The following is a 17173-nucleotide window of genomic DNA, read 5'->3' as shown; positions in this document are numbered from 1 at the left end:
CTGTCTGTCGGGGCCCGTCGTGGGCCAGTGGACGGGATAGCCGGGTCGCCGAGAACAGCCGGCCCGGCCAGCTCACCGGAGACTCAGATGTAGCGGCCCTCGAACCACGCGCGTACCGCGAGCGTGTGCAGGGGGAAGGCCAGTTCGGTGGGGCGGCGCAGCAGGTCCCAGCCCTCGGTCTCGTCCGTCGGTGTGGGGGGCGGCAGTTCGGCGGCGGGGCGCTCGGGCAAGAGGCCGAAGAGCAGGAGGTAGCCGTCGGGTGCGCTCATCGCGTCGGCCAGGCGTACGTCGCGGGTCTCCGCTTTGACGCCCGTCTCCTCGTGGAGTTCGCGCACGAGTGCGTGCCGCCAGTCCTCCCTGTCGTCGATGAACCCTCCGGGCAGGGCGGTGCCCCCGCGCGCGGGGGCGATGGTGCGGGTCACGACGACCAGGGCGGTGCCCTGGGTGTCGTAGACGGGCTGCAGGGCCACCACCACGGGAAGCGGGTTGCGGTAGGCCACCGCGCCGCAGCTCGCGCAGGTGCGGGGCCAGCCGGAAAGGCCTTCTCCGTAGGGTGCTCCACAGCTCGAACAGTGGGAGCCGGGAAGGGAGTTGGGGGAGTGTGGGGTTGCGGGCACGCGCGGACTGTATCGGATGTTTCGACGCGGCGGTCTTTCGCGGTCGGCGGCGATCCTGATAGACGCAGGGGGCATGACAGGACTTGCCCGCACCTTGCGGAACATCGCCGTCTCCGCCACCGCCCTGCTGGCCGTGACCGCCGCCCCCGCGCGTGCCGAGCCGGCATCGGAACCGAAGGCTCCCGAGGAGTTCGTCGCGCTGCGCGCCGTCGACCCCACGATCATCCAGGAGATGCGTTACTTCACCCCGCACAACTTCGTGGGCGAGCGCATCGACGGGTACGAGAAGCCGATGTGCATCCTCACCGAACCGGCGGCGAAGGCGCTGCACAAGGCTCAGCGGGCGCTGCTGCGCAAGGGTTACTCCCTGAAGGTGTACGACTGCTACCGGCCGCAGCGGGCCGTCGACCACTTCGTGCGCTGGGCCAAGGACCTGGACGACGAGCGCATGAAGGCGGAGTTCTATCCGCGGGTCGACAAGTCGAGACTGTTCGAGGACGGCTACATCGCGGAGAAGTCCGGGCACAGCAGGGGCTCGACGCTGGACCTGACGGTCGTCCGGCTGCCCGCCAAACCGACCCGTCCGTACGTCCCCGGCGAGCCGCTCTCCCCGTGCCACGGCCCCAAGGAGCAGCGCTTCCCCGACAACTCCATCGACATGGGTACGGGTTACGACTGTTTTGACACCATTTCACACACGGACGACCCCCGCGTCACGGGCGGGCAGCGCGCGCACCGCGACCTGTTGAGGAACACCCTGGGCAAGGTGGGCTTCACCAACCTCCCCGAGGAGTGGTGGCACTTCACGTACAAGCCCGAACTCTTCCCCGACACCTACTTCGACTTCCCCGTCTCGCCGCGGTCGCTGCACGGCAAGCACGGCAAGTAGGGCCGAGCGCGAGAGGAGGGCGACCGGGGCACCCCCGTCAGTCCCGGTCACCCCCTCCGATACTCGGACGCGAAAGTCGCCCGTCCGGTTCTGTTTTCCGCCCCCTGACGGAATCCGGTTGCTCGTGGCACACTTCTGACGTTCCGTCAGATCCAGCCGTGGAGGAACCTTGTCGCGTACGAGCACACCCGTGGTGGCCCACTGGTTCGCCGGGGAGGACGCGGACTTCCGTCTGCTGGGCACGCGCTGCTCGGCGTGCGCCGCCGTCTTCTTTCCCCGCGAGGACACCTTCTGCCGCAATCCCGGCTGCGCCGGCGGTGAGCTGGTGGAGGCGCCGCTGTCCCGGCGCGGCCGGGTCTGGTCGTACACGGACGGCCGGTACCGCCCGCCCTCGCCCTATGTCTCCGATCCGGAACTTCCGTGGGAGCCCTACACGTTGATCGCTGTGGAGCTGGCGGCAGAGCGCATGGTGGTGCTCGGGCAGGGGGTCCCGGGGCTCTCCGTCGCCGATCTGGAGGTCGGCATGGAGGTGGAGGTCGTCCCCGGTGTGCTCAACGAGGACGACGAGACGACCTGGACGACGTGGCACTGGCGACCGGTGGGGGTGGGCGCATGAGCGGCGAGGTGGCGGTGCTGGGTGCGGGCATGCACCCCTGGGGCAAGTGGGGCCGGTCCTTCGTCGAGTACGGCACGGTGGCGGCCAGGGCGGCGCTCGCCGATGCCGGGGTCGACTGGCGCGACGTGGACTCGATCGTCGGCGCTGACACGGTGCGGGGCGGCTATCCCGGGTACGTCGCCGGGGCCACGTTCGCCAAGGCGCTCGGCTGGCAGGGGGCCCGCGTGGCGAGTGTGTACGCGGCGTGCGCGTCCGGGGCGCAGGCCATCAACACGGCACGCGCGCAGATCCTTTCGGGTCTCGCCGACGTCATCCTGGTGGTCGGGGCCGACGCGGCGCCCAAGGGGTTCTTCAAGCCCGCGGGCGGGGAGCGGGCCGATGACCCGGACTGGCTGCGGTTCCGCGTCCTGGGAGCGACCAACCCCGCGTACTTCGGGCTGTACGCGCGCCGCCGGATGGCCGTGCACGGCGACACCCTGGAGGACTTCGCCCTGGTCAAGGTGAAGAACGCGGCCCTGGGAGCACTCAATCCGAACGCGCGCTACCGCAAGGAGGTCACCGCCGAGGAGGTCGCCGCCTCCGCCGTGGTCGCCGACCCGCTGCGGCTGCTCGACATCTGCGCCACCTCGGACGGGGCCGCGGCCCTGGTGCTCTCCAGCATGGAGTTCGCGCGGCGGCACGGGGCCACCGATCCGGTACGCGTGCGTGCCGTCTCCACGGTCACCCCGACGTATCCGCGCACCGTCCTCGACCTGCCGGACGTCGCCACGGACTCCGCGGCGGTCGTGGAGCCGAGCGAGGAGACCTATCGCGCCTCCATCGCGCGTGCCGCGTACGAGGAGGCGGGCGTCGGCCCCGAGGACATATCCGTGGCGGAGGTGTACGACCTGTCCACCTCCCTCGAACTGCAGTGGTACGAGGACCTCGGGCTCTGCGGCGAGGGCGAGGGGGCCAAGCTGCTGCGGGAGGGCGCGACCTCGCCGGGCGGGCGGACCCCGGTGAACACCAGCGGCGGACTCGCGTCCTTCGGAGAGGCCGTACCCGCCCAGGCGATCGCCCAAGTGTGCGAGCTGACCTGGCAGTTGAGGGGGACGGCGGGGGCGCGTCAGGTCGAAGGGGCGCGCGTGGGAATCAGCGCGAACCAAGGTCTCTTCGGGCACGGGTCGTCCGTCATAGCGGTGCGCTGAGGGCTTGGGCCGAGGCCCTGGGCCGGGGTCGCGGGCCGTTCACCACGGGTGTGTCCCAGGAAGGCGTCGCACCGGTTAACCGTTGCCGTCCGCGACCTTGACGCTCCATCACCATCGGTGAACACTTCCGGGTGTCAGTCGGCATCGCCGCACCTCGGCTCCACGGCGCACAGAGCCTCTGCGCGCGCGAAGGGTCTGCACGAAGGGCCTGCTCAACGGGTCATCCCCCCGAGGCGATCCGACTGCGACGGCACGCTCGTCATGGACGCCGGGCGGGGCGCGGGAGACCTCCTGCCTTCGGCTGAATCAGCCGGGCGTATCCAGGCAGTAGTCGTCGGAAACGCACCCTGCACGGAGTACCGGGGCGCAGCGCCCCGGGCGAGGGCCTAGGAGCCGCCATGTACTCGAATGGGGACATCTTCGTCGGTGAGGTCATCGGCACCGCGATCCTGATTCTGCTGGGCGCCGGTGTGTGCGCCGCCGTCACACTCAGCCATTCGAAGGCGAAAGCCTCCGGATGGGTCGTCATCTCCTTCGGATGGGGTTTCGGCGTGCTCGCCGGCGCGTACACCGCGGGCCCGCTCTCCGGCGGCCATCTCAATCCCGCCGTCACGCTCGGCATCGCGATCGACACCGGCAAGTGGGACAAGGTCTGGCTCTATCTGCTCGGGCAGATGGTGGGCGCGATGCTCGGCGCCGTACTCGCCTATCTCGTCTACCTCGCGCAGTTCAACGCCAACGTCACGCGGGGCGCCAAGGGCGACTCCGAGGGCGTGCACGTGCCGACGCCGACGCTCGGGATCTTCTCCACCATCCCGGAGATCCGGAACCCCGTCGCCAACCTCATCACCGAGGTCATCGCGACCGTGGCCCTGGTACTGCCCATCCTGGCCTTCGGGCTCACCAAGGGGCTCGGCGAATCCGGCACGCAGACGCTGATCGTGGCCTTCCTTGTCGTCGGCATCGGCCTCTCCCTCGGTGGCCCCACGGGGTACGCGATCAACCCGGCGCGCGACCTCGGTCCGCGCATCGTGCACACGTTCCTGCCGATCCCCAACAAGGGCACGTCCGACTGGAGCTACGCCTGGATTCCGGTGGCCGGACCGCTGATCGGCGGGGCCCTCGCGGGCGCCATCTACAACGCAGCCTTCTGAGTCTTCTCATCAAGGGGTAGCCATGCCGGACAGCTCCGAGAAATTCGTCGCCGCAATCGACCAGGGCACCACGTCGAGCCGCTGCATCATCTTCAACCAGGACGGCGCGATCGTCGCCGTGGACCAGCGCGAGCACCGCCAGATCTTCCCCAAGCCCGGCTGGGTGGAGCACGACGCCACCGAGATCTGGTCCAAGGTGCAGGCGGTGGTCGCGGGGGCGATCGCCAAGGCGGGGCTCCGCGCCGACCAGCTGAGCGCGCTCGGCATCACCAATCAGCGCGAGACGACCGTCCTGTGGGACCGGGCCACGGGCAAACCCGTGCACAACGCGATCGTCTGGCAGGACACCCGTACCTCGGGGCTCTGCAACGAACTGGGCGGCGCGGACGGCCAGGACCGCTTCCGTGAGCAGACGGGGCTGCCGCTGGCCAGCTACTTCTCCGGGCCCAAGGCCGCCTGGCTGCTCGACAACGTACCCGGGCTCCGGGCCCGTGCCGAGCGCGGCGAGATAGCCTTCGGCACCATCGACTCCTGGCTGATCTGGAACCTCACGGGCGGCACCGAGGGCGGCAAGCACGTCACCGACGTCACCAACGCGGGCCGCACCATGCTGATGAACCTGGAGACGCTCCAGTGGGACAGCTCGATCCTGTCGGCGATGAACGTCCCCGAGGCGGTCCTGCCGGAGATCAGGTCATCGGCCGAGGTGTACGGCACTGCGGTGGGCCAGCTCTCCGGAGTGCCCGTCGCCTCCGCGCTCGGCGACCAGCAGGCGGCCGTCTTCGGGCAGGCCTGCTATGACACGGGCACCGCCAAGAACACGTACGGCACGGGCAGCTTCCTGCTGCTCAACACCGGTAACCGGCCCGTCCCCTCGAAGAACGGGCTGCTCACCACGATGGGCTACAAGATCGGCTCCGAGGCGCCCGTGTACTGCCTGGAGGGCTCCATCGCGATCACCGGCGCCCTGGTGCAGTGGTTCCGCGACCAGCTCGGCATCATCCGCAACGCGGACGAGATCGAGACCCTCGCGGCGAGCGTGGACGACAACGGAGGCGCGTACATCGTGCCCGCGTTCTCCGGTCTCTTCGCCCCCTACTGGCGCTCCGACGCGCGCGGCGTCGTCACCGGACTGACCCGGTACGTCACCAAGGCGCACCTGGCGCGCGCTGTCCTGGAGGCGACCAGCTGGCAGACGCGTGAGGTCGTCGACGCCATGTACCAGGACTCCGGGGTGCGGATCACCACCTTGAAGGTGGACGGCGGCATGACCAAGAACAACCTCCTGATGCAGCACCAGGCGGACGTCCTCGGGGTGCCGGTGATCCGGCCGAAGGTCTCCGAGACCACCTGCCTGGGCGCGGCGTACGCGGCCGGGCTCGCCACCGGGGTCTGGAACGACCTCGACGAGCTCAAGGCGCACTGGCAGCAGGACGTCGAGTGGACACCGCGGATGGACACCGGTGCGCGGGAGCGCGAGTACCACAACTGGCGCAAGGCGGTGGAGCGGAGCTTCGGCTGGCTGGAGGACGGAGAGGGCTGAGCCGAGCATGACTGCGGCCCGTACCCCGGTCGGCGGGGGTACGGGCCGTGGCTCCGCGGGCACGCGACGGCGGGCTACCGGATGGCGGGCTCCCGTGCCGCCGCGGCCGCTGTCATCGCGTGTTCGACGACGCCGATGAGGACGTCCTTGACCGACTCGCGGTCGCGGGCGTCGCACAGGACGACGGGGACCTCCGAGTCGAGGTCGAGGGCCTGGCGTACGGCGTCCGCGGGGTAGCGGGTGGCGTCGTCGAAGCAGTTGACGCCTATGACGAAGGGTATGGAGCGGCGTTCGAAGTAGTCGACGGCCGCGAAGCAGTCCTCCAGGCGGCGGGTGTCGGCGAGGACCACCGCGCCCAGCGCGCCGGTCGCCAGTTCGTCCCAGAGGAACCAGAAGCGGTCCTGTCCTGGGGTACCGAAGAGGTACAGGACCAGGTCCTCGCGGAGCGTGATGCGGCCGAAGTCCATGGCGACCGTGGTGGTGTGCTTGCCCGCGACGCCGCGGGTGTCGTCGACGGGGCGGCCCGCCTCGCTGAGGGTCTCCTCGGTGCGCAGCGGCTTGATCTCGCTGACCGCGCCGACCAGCGTCGTCTTGCCCACGCCGAAACCGCCCGCCACCAGGATCTTCAGGGTCACCGGCTCGACGGGGGCCTTGCCGCGCTCAGAACGCCTGAAAATCATCGCTCACTTCTCCTGGATCAGTGGTGTCGCGCGGGGCCGGTCCGTATCCGCCGCCGCCGGGGGTTTCGATCACGAGTACGTCGCCGGGGCCCAGGTCGGCCGAGTCGCTGCCGCCGAGCTCCAGGACGCCGCCGTCCGCGCGTTCCACGCGGTTGGCGCCGAGCGCGCCGGTGGCGCCGCCCGCCATGCCGTACGGCGCGACCCTGCGGTGCTGCGACAGGGTGGACACCGTCATCGGCTCGCGGAAGCGGATGCGGCGCACGGCCCCGTCCCCGCCGCGCCACCTCCCGCTGCCGCCGCTGCCCCGCCGTACCGCGAACTCCTCGATGAGGACGGGCAGCCGCCACTCCAGGACTTCGGGGTCGGTGAGCCGCGAGTTGGTCATGTGGGTCTGTACGACGGGTGCGCCGTCGAATCCCTCGCCCGCTCCGGAGCCCGAAGCCACCGTCTCGTAGTACTGGTGGCGTTCGTTGCCGAAGGTGACGTTGTTCATCGTGCCGGAGCCCTCGGCCTGGACGCCCAGGGCCCCGTACAGGGCGCCGGTGATCGCCTGCGAGGTCTCCACGTTCCCCGCGACGACGGCTGCGGGCGGCTCGGGCGCGAGCAGGGAGCCGGGCGGCACGATGATGCGCAGCGGGCGCAGGCAGCCGTCGTTGAGCGGGATGTCGTCGTCGACGAGCGTGCGGAAGACGTACAGCACGGCGGCGTTGACCACCGCGAAGGGCGCGTTGAAGTTCGTGGCGAGCTGGGCCGACGTGCCGGTGAAGTCGACCGTCGCGGTGCGCTCTTCGCGGTCCACGCTCACCCGGACGCGGATCGTGGCTCCCGAGTCCGTTTGATAAGCGAACTCGCCCTCTTCCAGGGTGTCGATGACACGTCGTACCGCGTCCTCCGCGTTGTCCTGGACGTGCTTCATGTACGCCTGGACGACGTCGAGCCCGAAGTTGTCGATCATGCGGGCGACTTCGTCGACGCCCTTCTGGTTGGCGGCGATCTGGGCGCGCAGGTCGGCGAGGTTGGTGTCCGGGTTGCGCGAGGGGTGGGCGGCCCCGGTGAGCAGGTCGCGGGTCTCGGGCTCGCGGAAACGGCCGTCTTCTACAAGAAGCCAGTTGTCGAAGAGGATGCCCTCCTCGTCGATGGTGCGGCTGTCGGCGGGCATGGAGCCCGGCGCGATGCCGCCGATCTCCGCGTGGTGGCCGCGCGATGCCACGTAGAAGAGGATCCGCCGCGCGCTTGAGTGCTCCCCCGGCTGGTCGAAGACCGGGGTGATGACGGTGACGTCGGGGAGGTGGGTGCCGCCGTGGTACGGGTCGTTGACCGCGTAGCTGTCCCCCGGGCGCATCCCGCTGCCCCTGCGCGCGATGACCTCCTTGACGCTGGTGCCCATCGAGCCGAGGTGCACGGGAATGTGCGGGGCGTTGGCGACGAGGTTTCCTTCGGGGTCGAAGAGCGCGCAGGAGAAGTCGAGCCGCTCCTTGATGTTCACGGACTGGGCGGTGGACTCCAGGCGGGCGCCCATCTGTTCGGCGATGGACATGAAGAGGTTGTTGAAGACTTCGAGCAGGACGGGGTCGGCCGCGGTGCTCGCGGTGGAACTCGCCGGTTCCGCCACGCGTTCCATGACCAGGTGTCCCGCGTCGGTCGTGGCCGCCTGCCAGCCGTCGTCCACGACCGTCGTGGCGCTGGCCTCGGTGATGACGGCGGGGCCTGTGACGCTCTGGCCCGGCGGCAGTTCCTCGCGGCGGTGCAGGGGCACGTCGCGCCGGGCGCCGCCCGTATGCAGGGAGACGGTTCGCGCGGGGCCGTGCGAGGTGTCGCCCGCGAGCGCGGACAGGTCCGGAGGGTCGGTGAGCCCGGTGGCCTCCACGGAGAGGGCTTCCACGACGACGGGCCGGTCCAGGGTGAAGGAGTAGGTGGCGCGGTGGCGGTCCTCGAAGGCACGGAGCATGGCGTCCGGCTCCGTGAGTTCCACGGTGAGGGCGGTGTCCGTGCCGTCGTAGCGCAGTTGGGCGCGGCGGGTGACCCGGACGCGTTCCGCGGGCACGTCCTCGGCGAGGAGCTCGTCGCGGGCGGCGCTCTCCAAGTCGTCGGCGATCGTGCGGACATGGGGCATGGAGGATGCCGCCAGGGGCGCCTCGACGGACTGTTCGCGCATCGCCGTGGTGTCGGCGAGACCGATCCCGAGGGCGGAGAGCACACCGGCCATCGGGGGTACGAGGACGGTGCGGATGCCGAGCGAGTCGGCGACCATGCACGCGTGCTGGCCGCCCGCGCCGCCGAACGTGGTCAGGGCGTAGCGCGTGACGTCGTGGCCCTTTTGGACCGAGATGCGCTTGACGGCGCCCGCGATGTTGGCGACCGCGATCCGCAGATAGCCCTCGGCGACCTGCTCGGGCGTGCGGTCGTCGCCGGTGGCCTCGTGGATCTCGCGGGCGAGGTCGGCGAAGCGGTCGCGGACGAGTGCGGCGTCCAGGGGCTGGTCGCCGTCCGGGCCGAACACCGCGGGGAAGTGGTCCGGTTGGACGCGTCCGAGGGCGACGTTGGCGTCGGTGACGGTGAGCGGGCCGCCGCCGCGGTAGCTCGCGGGGCCCGGGTCGGCGCCCGCCGAATCGGGGCCCACGCGGTAGCGGCTGCCGTCGAAGTGGAGGACGGAGCCGCCGCCCGCCGCGACGGTGTGGATGTCGAGCATCGGGGCGCGCAGGCGCACCCCCGCGATCTGGGTGGTGAAGACCCGCTCGTACTCGCCCGCGTAGTGCGACACGTCCGTCGACGTGCCGCCCATGTCGAAGCCGATGACACGGTCGAAGCCTGCCAGGCGCGACATCCGGGCCATGCCCACGATGCCGCCCGCGGGCCCGGAAAGGATCGCGTCCTTGCCGCGGAACTGACCCGCGTCGGCGAGGCCGCCGTTGGACTGCATGAACATCAGCCGTACGCCGTGGAGTTCGTCGGCGACGTGCTGGACGTAGCGGCGCAGGACCGGCGAGAGATACGCGTCGACGACCGCGGTGTCACCGCGCGGGACGAGCTTCATCAGCGGGCTGACCTCGCTGGAGAGCGAGACCTGCGGGAATCCGGTGCGGACGGCGAGTTCGCCGATCGCCTGTTCGTGGGCGGGATACAGATGGCTGTGCATGCAGACGACGGCCACGGACCGGATCCCGTCGTCGAACGCCTTCCGTAACGGAGTGGTGAGCCCGTCCAGGTCGGGTTCGCGCAGCACGGTCCCGTCCGCCGCGACGCGCTCGTCGACCTCGATCACCCGCTCGTAGAGGAGTTCGGGCAGGACGATCTCGCGGGCGAAGATCTCCGGGCGGTTCTGGTACGCGATGCGCAGGGCGTCGCGGAAGCCGCGGGTGACCACCAGCGCGGTGGGCTCGCCCTTGCGCTCCAGGAGGGCGTTGGTGGCGACGGTGGTGCCCATGCGGACGGTGTCGACCGGAAGCGCCGCCGCCTGCCCATGGGGAGCGTCGGGGGCATCTGTGTCAGCTGTGGCATCGGCGGAGTCCCGTACGTCGCCCGCCCGCGCCAGCAGTTCCCGGATCCCCGCGACGGCCGCGTCCCGGTAGCGCGCGGGGTTGTCCGAGAGCAGCTTGTGCGTCAGCAGGCGACCGTCCGGATGCCGCGCGACGATGTCGGTGAAGGTGCCGCCCCTGTCCACCCAGAACTGCCAGCCAGTCACGTTCTCACTCCCGCTTCCGCGCTGTTCAGAGCGCCCGGAGGCCGCTGATCACGTCGCGCAGAATACTCTCGTCCGGCAGCTCGGCAGGGGGTACGGGGCGGGTCACGTGCACCAGTTCGTCGTCGACGAGGTCGCCGATGAGCACGCGGACCACGCCGATGGGCAGATCGAGTTCGGCCGCGAGTTCGGCGACCGACTGGGGAGTGTCACGGCAGAGTTCGACGATGTCCACGTGCTCCGGAGACAGCGTCTGGTCGGCCTCCGGGGCGCCGATTGCCCGGGCCTCCGCGATGACGACCGCGATGAGGTCGAGGCGATGCTGCCCCGGACTCGTCGTGCGGCCACGCGTCATGGCGTAAGGACGCACTACGGGGCCGGCGTCGTCGTCGAACCAGCGGGGGGTCTCCTGTGACCCCTGCGATCTCTGTGCTCTTTGCGTGCCCTGTATCCCTCGACCGTCGTCGCTCATGACCTCCCACTACCCCCCGGCGGGCAGGTCCGTGCGCGGCGCCGTCCCCAGATGCACACCCACCCTCTTGACCAGCAGCGTCATTTCGTACGCCACCAGACCGACGTCCGAGTCCGCGTCGGCGAGTACGGCCAGACAGCTGCCGTCGCCCGCCGCCGTGACGAAGAGGAACGCGTCGTCGAGCTCGACGACGGTCTGCCGGACCCTGCCCGCCTCGAAGTGTCTGCCCACGCCCTTGGCGAGGCTGTGGAACCCGGAGGCGACGGCGGCGAGGTGCTCGCTGTCCTCCCTGGTCAGGTTCTTCGACACGCCGGTGGGCAGGCCGTCGCCCGAGAGGACGAGCGCCTTGCGGATGCTGGCGACGCGCTGCACCAGGTCGTCGAGGAGCCAGTTCAGCTCACCTGACCCCCCGGTCGTGGCGGTGCGTGCGTCGGCCTTCGGTGCGGTCATCGACCGTCCCCCTCTGTGGTTCCTGGTGCTGTGCCGTCCGTGGCGGTGTCGCCTGCGGCGTTCTCGTCCCGGCCGCGCTGCCAGCCCCGCTGGAGCGAGGCCATGCGGCTGCGTACCTCGTCCGCGTCGCGCTCCTCCGGCCGGGTCTCGGCGCGCTCGGAACGGCGGTCCGGACTGTCCTTCAACTGCGGGGCGAGGTTGGCCTGCCGGACACGGCGAGGCAGTCCGCCCGGAGTGGTCATGGTGTTGCGGTCCTGGTCGGTGCTCCTGTGCTGGTCGGTGTCGAGGTGACGTCGGCCGGTCTCCGGGTCCTGGCGGCCCGGTGCCGCGTCGGGCACCGGAGCGACGGGCGGCCGCGCGTCGGTGCGGTCCTGGGTGCCACGGCCCTGGAGGCCGGTACGGCGGCGCCTGGGCAGCTCCGCGGGCCCTTCGGCGTCGTCGGTGGCCGTGACGTCCCGGTGCGGCGGTGACAGGTCGGGCCAGGCCGACTGCGGCTCGGGGCGGCGCGGCAGGTCGAGGCCGCCGGGCGCGGTGCGCTGCGGCGGGCGGGTGCCCGCCGGGCCCTCCGTGGTCCCTGGGCGCCGGGTGCGCCCCGGCGTCTCGTCCTCGCCCGCGGGTTCGAGCGGCCGGTCGTCGAACCGGTCGTCGAACGGTCCGCCGCCGTCGGGCCGCTCCCCGAAGGGGGCGCCCTCCTGCGGCCTGCTGTCCGGCGGCCGGTTGTCCGCGGGGCGGCTGTCCCCGGGACGGGTGTGCGTCACGGGGCGGCCGTGCGAGCTGACCAGCTTGGGAGTCCTGCGGCGCGGCAGCTGAACGGGTCCTTCGGAGTGGGCGCCTTCGGCGGTCTCGTCGGTGGCGCGGCCCGCCGAAGCGTCGGGGCGGGTGGGCTCGGCGCGGCCCGCCTCCCGCTCGTCGCGGGCCTGCTGGTGCTGCTCCCCCGGTGTGCCCGCCACCCGGCGCCGCGGCCGGAAGATCCCGCCGATCTCGCTGTCCTCGTCGCCGATCTCGCCGGGGAAGGAGTCGAGGTCCGCCATGCCGACGGGGGCCTCCAGCTCGATGGGGCCGTCGAGGACGGACGCGGGAAGTCCGGGCAGCTGCACGGGCACCTGGGCGAGCGCCGCCGCACGGTCGGCCGTCTTGTCGGTGCTGACGGCGGGCTCCTTGGGCTGCGGCCGGTCGAGCCGGAAGCCGACGCCGCCGGTGTCGGGCACGTCGTCGGTGAGCAGGCCCTCGGGGATGAAGACGACCGCCGTCGTACCGCCGTACGGCGATGGCTGCAGCGAGACACGGACGCGCTGGCGCTGCGCGAGCCGACTGACCACGAACAGACCGAGCCGGTCGGTGTCGGACAGTTCGAACTCGGGGGTCTCGGCGAGCCGCAGGTTGGCGTCGAGCAGTGCGTCGGCGGCCATGCCGAGGCCGCGGTCGTGGATCTCCAGGGTGAAGCCGTTGGCGACGTGCTCGCCCAGGACCTGCACGGCGGTGTGCGGCGGCGAGAACACCGTGGCGTTCTCCAGGAGCTCGGCCATCAGGTGCGTGAGGTCGGCGACGGCGGGTCCGGTGACCGCGATGCGGGGCAGGCGGCGCACCTCGATGCGCTCGTAGTCCTCGACCTCGGCCACGGCGGCGCGGACCACGTCCATGAGCTGGACGGGCTTGCGCCACTGTCGCGAGGGGGCCGCTCCGGAGAGGATCACGAGGCCCTCGGCGTGCCGTCGCATGCGGGTGGTCAGGTGGTCGAGGCGGAAGAGGTCGGCGAGTTCGTCGGTGTCCTCGGTGCGCCGCTCCATGGTGTCCAGGAGCGTGAGCTGCTTGTGCAGCAGGACCTGACTGCGCCGGGCGAGGTTGACGAACACGTCGGAGACGCCGCGGCGCAGGTCGGCCTGTTTGACGGTGGCTTCCACCGCGGCCCGCTGCAGGGTGTTGAGCGCCTGCCCGACCTGCCCGATCTCATCCTTGTCGTACGACAGTCGCGGCGACTCGGTCTCCACGTCCACCTGTTCGCCGGCCGCCAGTCGGCGCAGCACGCCGGGCAGTCGGACGCCGGACGCCTCGTGGGCCTCCAGTCGCAGGCGGCGCAGGTCGCGGATGAGGCTGCGTCCGATGCGTACGGACATGAAGAGCGAGAGCAGCAGGGCGAGGAGACCCACCACACCCGCCACGACCGCACGGACGATGACGCCGACGGAGGCCGGTTCGACGCGGTCCTGGAAGCGGTCGGCCGCCTCGATGTTGCGCGTCGTGAGCTCCTTGAGGACCCGGCTCGCCGACTCGTCCCAGTGGGCCGCCGTCACCACGTGCGGGGTGCCGGGCGCGGAGGCGATGACGTCTTCCTCGGCCTTGCGCAGCTGGGTGGTCTCCGCGCCGTTCCAGAACCGCTCGTAGCGCTCGCGGTCGCCCTCGGGCAGCTGTGCGAGGTTCACCTCGTTGAGCAGTTCGCGCTGCGCCCGCAACTCGGCGACCTGCCGGATCTCCGGCTTGGTGACCCGTCGCGCGACGAGGGACGAACCGAGCAACGCGTCCTCGCGGGAGAGCAGTTCACGCGCGCGGGAGATGCCGACGAGAGCGCGGCCCTGCTGGTCGAGGCCCACGTCGTCGAGCCCGGCGAAGCCGTTGAGCGTGGTCAGGAACCCGAAGCAGGGGTCGACCAGCTTCGAGTACATCTTCAGGGCGCCGGCCCGCGTGATCGTGCCCTGTTCGACGGTGCGGCGCAGCGAGTCGATGCCGCCGAACGCCTCGACGAGCGCGGTGAGCTGCTCCTCGGAGTCGCCTTCGACGTCGTCCCTGATGTCCGGGTCGTCGGCCTTCGCCCGCACCTTGCTGACCATGTCGTCGGTCGCGGTGCGACTGCGGCGCAGGGCGGCGAGGGCGTCGGAGGCGCGTGGGTCGGCGAGGTAGACGAGGGTCCGCCTGCGCTCCTCCTGGACCACGCGGATCGTGTCCTCGATGGGATAGCCGAGCTTGTCGACGACGTAGGACGCGCCGAGCACTCGATTCGCCTCGCGACCGGTGATGACGGTGGCGAAGCCCCATATCGCGGTCAGGGAAACCAGCGGCACGAGCAGCAGTGCCACGATCTTCCGGCGGATGGACTTCCCGCGAAAGCGCATGGCCTCCCCCTGATCGGCCCCCTGTGGCCGGTGCATGGGCCAGGGGCACACATGTGCGTCAACAAACGGCGCGAGCCTACTACTGACCCACGGGCAACTCGAAGGCGCATCCGAACGCTTTTCGGCCGTGACGGGAAAGGGACGTCCCCAGTTGTCCCTTCATTACGGGAGATTGCGTCCCAGCATGTACCGCATGCCACCTGCGCTCATCCTCCTTTCCCTGTACGCCAGTTGGCCTGAACTCTTCGCTGTGCGGAAGGTTCGCGACCGCATCACGACCGGATCGAGGCCGATTCGCGGAAGCATCGCGGGAATCTTTCGGATCTCCCGTTCGTCAGTCAGGGAGAGGGGCATGGAGCAGCCGTCGCGGAGCGGGCGCGGATCGGACATGGGCAAGGTGTGAACCATGGGCCGGACCGTGCGCGAGCGACATAAAGCGCAGTAAAACGGGCAGCCACTGGTGAGTTGGACCGGTTGCGTCCGGCGAAAGGCCGCGAGGCGCGGGGGGAGTGACGAATCGATGGGCACGACAGAGCGCCACAGGGCGTCCGGAGGCGGTGCGGCCGCAGGGGCCGGGACGGCGAGGGGGGCGGCTTCGCGGGAGCGCGAAGAACGGGAGCGCGAAGATCCGGCGCAGCGCCCGCCCTTGTGGGTGGAGGAACCCGCGCGCAGAAGGCGGCTGCCCGATCCCGTGCGCACGTCCGCCGTGCGGGCCGTGATCATAGTGGCACTCACCCTGGTGCAGGCGATGGTCGCCTTCCTGTCCGCGCTCGCCGGTTCCTGGCTGTCCTTCCCCATGGTGCTGAGCAGCGTGGCCAGTACGGTCGTCGCGACGTGGGGCGTCCTCGACGTGTGGGTGACCCGCCAGGTGTGGAACCAGCGCAATGGCGTCGTGTCGGCACCGAGCAGCACGGCACGCCGCCTGCGAAGGGAGCGGCGCCGAGCGCGTCGGCAGGCCCGCGCGGAGGGGCGCGGCAAGGTGCGCATACGTAGGCGGGGTGGGGCGGGACAGTTGTCCCACCCTTGAGGGGGCCGCGTGGTGCGCTGCCCCTGCCCCTGCCCCTGCCCCTGACTCAGACGTACTCCTTCGCCTGATTCACCTGGTGCGCCTGATTCTCCTGAGCGGCGAGCCCCCGGCGCACCTTCATGAAGGAACGTGCCCGGTCCACGGCGAGGGCCGCCGTGGTGCGGCCCGCCCGCTCGTAGACGGCGAGGAAGCCGCCCTCACCGAGGGCCTCAGGGGAGCCTTCGAGGATGCGGACGGTGTCGCCGTCCCCTCGACGGCCCGCGAACTGGATGCGGGAGCCGTACTGATCCGACCAGAAGTACGGCAGCGGGCGGGCCGCCTCGACCGTGCGTCCGGCCAGCAAGTTCCTTACGGCGACGCGGGGTTGCTCCGTGGCGCTCGTCCAGTGCTCGGCCCGGACGCCACCCACGCGTGCGACGTCACCGACCGCGACGACCTGGGGCAGCGCCGTCGCGCAGCCGTCGTCGCACAGGATGCCGTCGGCCACGGCGAGGGAGGAGCCCGCGAGCCAACCGGTGTTGGGGGTGGCGCCGATGCCGACGACGACCACGTCGGCGGGCAGCGAGCGCCCGTCGGCGAGCTCCACGGCCCTGACGGCGGACAGCGCCCCGGACCCGGCGCCCACGAGCCCGGCCACGCCCACCCCGGTCAACAACCGCGCCCCGCCCCGTGCATGGAGGCCAGCGCACACCGGTGCGAGTTCGGGGCCGAGCTGGGCGGCGAGCGGAAGCGGCGCGGCCTCGACGACCGTGACGTCGTGGCCGAGCGCCACGCACGAGGACGCGGTCTCGGCGCCGATGAAGCCCCCGCCGATCACCACGACGCGGCGTGGGCCCCGGGTCAGTTCGGCGCGCAGCGCAAGCGCGTCGTCGAGACCGCGCAAGGTGTGGACGCCCGCGAGCGGGGGTCCCGGCAGCCGCCTCGCGCGGGCCCCGGTGGCGACGACCACGCCGTCGCTCGCCAGGGTGCGCCCGTCGTCCAGGACGACCGTGCGGCCCCGCACGTCGAGCGCCCGCGCCCGCGTGCCGAGGATCCATTCGGCACGGAGTTCGGCCATCTCCTCCGGGTCGGTGAGGGCGAGTTGGTCGAGTTGGCCGAGTTCGCCCTCGTCCCCCGCACCCATGAGGAAGTCTTTGGACAGGGGCGGCCGGTCGTACGGCTGGTGCGGTTCGGCCCCGACGACGGTGAGGCGGCCGTCGAATCCCTGGGCCCGCAGCTCGCGTGCCGCGTAGAGGCCCGCGAGCGAGGCGCCCACCACGGTGATGGCCCTCATGCGGCGGATCCCTCCCCGGTCGCCCCGGCGTCGGCGGCGAGGCGGACATGGATCATGCCGTCCGCGACATGCACCTCGTGGGTGCGGACGGGCTTGCGGGCGGGCAGGCAGGTCGGCCGCCCGGTACGGAGATCGAATGAGGCGGCGTGGAGCGGGCATTCGACCAGACAGCCCTCCAGCCATCCCTCGGACAGGGATGCGTCCTGATGGCTGCACGTGTCGTCGATGGCGAAGAGCTCGCCGTCGGCGTTGAACACCGCGACGGGCGGCGTGGTGTCGAGACGGACGGACTCGCCCGCGGGGAGGTCGACAAGGCGGCATACGGGAATCATGGGCCCCCCTCTTGGTCTCATTCGGCCCGGTCCTGGCCCCTTCTGGGGACAAGACCCTTCGGTAACATGATGTTTCGCATGGCGCACGAGGGAGCGCTATGCGCAACAGAATCCGGTCGGGAAGCCCACCGCGTCAAGGGCTTCCCG

General features: G+C 71.2%; 14 protein-coding genes. 6 read left to right on the top strand and 8 right to left on the bottom strand.

Annotated elements, in window-relative coordinates; translation table 11 throughout:
• Positions 1-83: 83 nt before the first annotated feature.
• Positions 84-617: an NUDIX domain-containing protein gene (locus CP970_RS37080; protein ID WP_055553612.1), complete on the bottom strand. Its 534-nt coding sequence runs from the start codon at positions 615-617 to the stop codon at positions 84-86.
• A gap of 73 nt (positions 618-690) precedes the next feature.
• On the opposite strand from CP970_RS37080, the gene CP970_RS37075 reads away from it, so the two are divergent.
• The 5 genes from CP970_RS37075 (at position 691) to glpK (ending at position 6006) form a co-directional block, all read left to right on the top strand.
• Positions 691-1506, top strand: coding sequence for a M15 family metallopeptidase (locus CP970_RS37075; protein ID WP_055553610.1), 816 nt, complete (start codon positions 691-693; stop codon positions 1504-1506).
• Between the two features lie 190 nt (positions 1507-1696).
• On the top strand, positions 1697-2122 hold the full coding sequence (locus CP970_RS37070; RefSeq protein WP_055553608.1) for a Zn-ribbon domain-containing OB-fold protein: 426 nt from the start codon (positions 1697-1699) through the stop codon (positions 2120-2122).
• Positions 2119-3309, top strand: coding sequence for a lipid-transfer protein (locus CP970_RS37065; protein WP_055553606.1), 1191 nt, complete (start codon positions 2119-2121; stop codon positions 3307-3309). Before CP970_RS37070 ends, CP970_RS37065 begins: the two co-directional genes overlap by 4 nt.
• Positions 3310-3707: 398 nt before the next feature.
• Entirely contained in the window at positions 3708-4463 is a 756-nt protein-coding gene (locus CP970_RS37060) for an MIP/aquaporin family protein (RefSeq protein ID WP_055553604.1), read from the top strand.
• 22 nt (positions 4464-4485) lie between these two features.
• Positions 4486-6006, top strand: a complete 1521-nt coding sequence (gene glpK / locus CP970_RS37055; RefSeq protein ID WP_055553601.1) for a glycerol kinase GlpK — start codon at positions 4486-4488, stop codon at positions 6004-6006.
• A gap of 74 nt (positions 6007-6080) precedes the next feature.
• Here the strand turns inward: glpK and CP970_RS37050 are convergent, their stop codons facing one another.
• Genes CP970_RS37050 through CP970_RS37030 form a run of 5 tightly spaced genes read right to left on the bottom strand, consistent with a single transcriptional unit; the run spans position 6081 to position 14394 of the window.
• A complete protein-coding gene (locus tag CP970_RS37050) occupies positions 6081-6686 on the bottom strand; it encodes a GTP-binding protein (protein WP_055553598.1) in 606 nt (201 codons plus the stop codon).
• Positions 6667-10368, bottom strand: coding sequence for a hydantoinase B/oxoprolinase family protein (locus tag CP970_RS37045; protein ID WP_055553596.1), 3702 nt, complete (start codon positions 10366-10368; stop codon positions 6667-6669). Before CP970_RS37045 ends, CP970_RS37050 begins: the two co-directional genes overlap by 20 nt.
• A gap of 25 nt (positions 10369-10393) precedes the next feature.
• On the bottom strand, positions 10394-10837 hold the full coding sequence (locus CP970_RS37040; RefSeq protein ID WP_224058917.1) for a DUF742 domain-containing protein: 444 nt from the start codon (positions 10835-10837) through the stop codon (positions 10394-10396).
• A gap of 9 nt (positions 10838-10846) precedes the next feature.
• Entirely contained in the window at positions 10847-11287 is a 441-nt protein-coding gene (locus tag CP970_RS37035; RefSeq protein WP_055553594.1) for a roadblock/LC7 domain-containing protein, read from the bottom strand.
• Positions 11284-14394 (bottom strand): sensor histidine kinase, encoded by a 3111-nt coding sequence (locus tag CP970_RS37030; RefSeq protein ID WP_055553592.1) that lies wholly within the window; start codon positions 14392-14394, stop codon positions 11284-11286. The genes CP970_RS37035 and CP970_RS37030 overlap by 4 nt, the downstream gene beginning before the upstream one ends.
• Before the next feature lie 520 nt (positions 14395-14914).
• Here CP970_RS37030 and CP970_RS37025 point away from each other — a divergent pair.
• Positions 14915-15421: a hypothetical protein gene (locus tag CP970_RS37025; RefSeq protein WP_055553587.1), complete on the top strand. Its 507-nt coding sequence runs from the start codon at positions 14915-14917 to the stop codon at positions 15419-15421.
• A gap of 46 nt (positions 15422-15467) precedes the next feature.
• Here the strand turns inward: CP970_RS37025 and CP970_RS37020 are convergent, their stop codons facing one another.
• Entirely contained in the window at positions 15468-16694 is a 1227-nt protein-coding gene (locus CP970_RS37020) for an NAD(P)/FAD-dependent oxidoreductase (protein WP_191094995.1), read from the bottom strand.
• A complete protein-coding gene (locus CP970_RS37015) occupies positions 16691-17026 on the bottom strand; it encodes a bifunctional 3-phenylpropionate/cinnamic acid dioxygenase ferredoxin subunit (protein WP_055553584.1) in 336 nt (111 codons plus the stop codon). Before CP970_RS37015 ends, CP970_RS37020 begins: the two co-directional genes overlap by 4 nt.
• Between the last annotated feature and the right edge of the window lie 147 nt (positions 17027-17173).

Source organism: Streptomyces kanamyceticus (assembly GCF_008704495.1).
GTDB classification, from domain to species: domain Bacteria; phylum Actinomycetota; class Actinomycetes; order Streptomycetales; family Streptomycetaceae; genus Streptomyces; species Streptomyces kanamyceticus.
This window is presented reverse-complemented; position numbering and strand designations above follow the sequence as displayed.

Excerpts from the sequence above, each read along its gene's own strand:
- CP970_RS37075 (WP_055553610.1), top strand. The coding sequence starts at position 691 with ATGACAGGACTTGCCCGCACCTTGCGGAACATCGCCGTCTCCGCCACC.
- CP970_RS37065 (WP_055553606.1), top strand. The coding sequence starts at position 2,119 with ATGAGCGGCGAGGTGGCGGTGCTGGGTGCGGGCATGCACCCCTGGGGC.
- CP970_RS37060 (WP_055553604.1), top strand. The coding sequence starts at position 3,708 with ATGTACTCGAATGGGGACATCTTCGTCGGTGAGGTCATCGGCACCGCG.
- glpK (WP_055553601.1), top strand. The coding sequence starts at position 4,486 with ATGCCGGACAGCTCCGAGAAATTCGTCGCCGCAATCGACCAGGGCACC.
- CP970_RS37050 (WP_055553598.1), bottom strand. The coding sequence starts at position 6,686 with ATGATTTTCAGGCGTTCTGAGCGCGGCAAGGCCCCCGTCGAGCCGGTG.
- CP970_RS37040 (WP_224058917.1), bottom strand. The coding sequence starts at position 10,837 with ATGAGCGACGACGGTCGAGGGATACAGGGCACGCAAAGAGCACAGAGA.
- CP970_RS37035 (WP_055553594.1), bottom strand. The coding sequence starts at position 11,287 with ATGACCGCACCGAAGGCCGACGCACGCACCGCCACGACCGGGGGGTCA.
- CP970_RS37030 (WP_055553592.1), bottom strand. The coding sequence starts at position 14,394 with ATGCGCTTTCGCGGGAAGTCCATCCGCCGGAAGATCGTGGCACTGCTG.
- CP970_RS37025 (WP_055553587.1), top strand. The coding sequence starts at position 14,915 with ATGGGCACGACAGAGCGCCACAGGGCGTCCGGAGGCGGTGCGGCCGCA.
- CP970_RS37020 (WP_191094995.1), bottom strand. The coding sequence starts at position 16,694 with ATGAGGGCCATCACCGTGGTGGGCGCCTCGCTCGCGGGCCTCTACGCG.
- CP970_RS37015 (WP_055553584.1), bottom strand. The coding sequence starts at position 17,026 with ATGATTCCCGTATGCCGCCTTGTCGACCTCCCCGCGGGCGAGTCCGTC.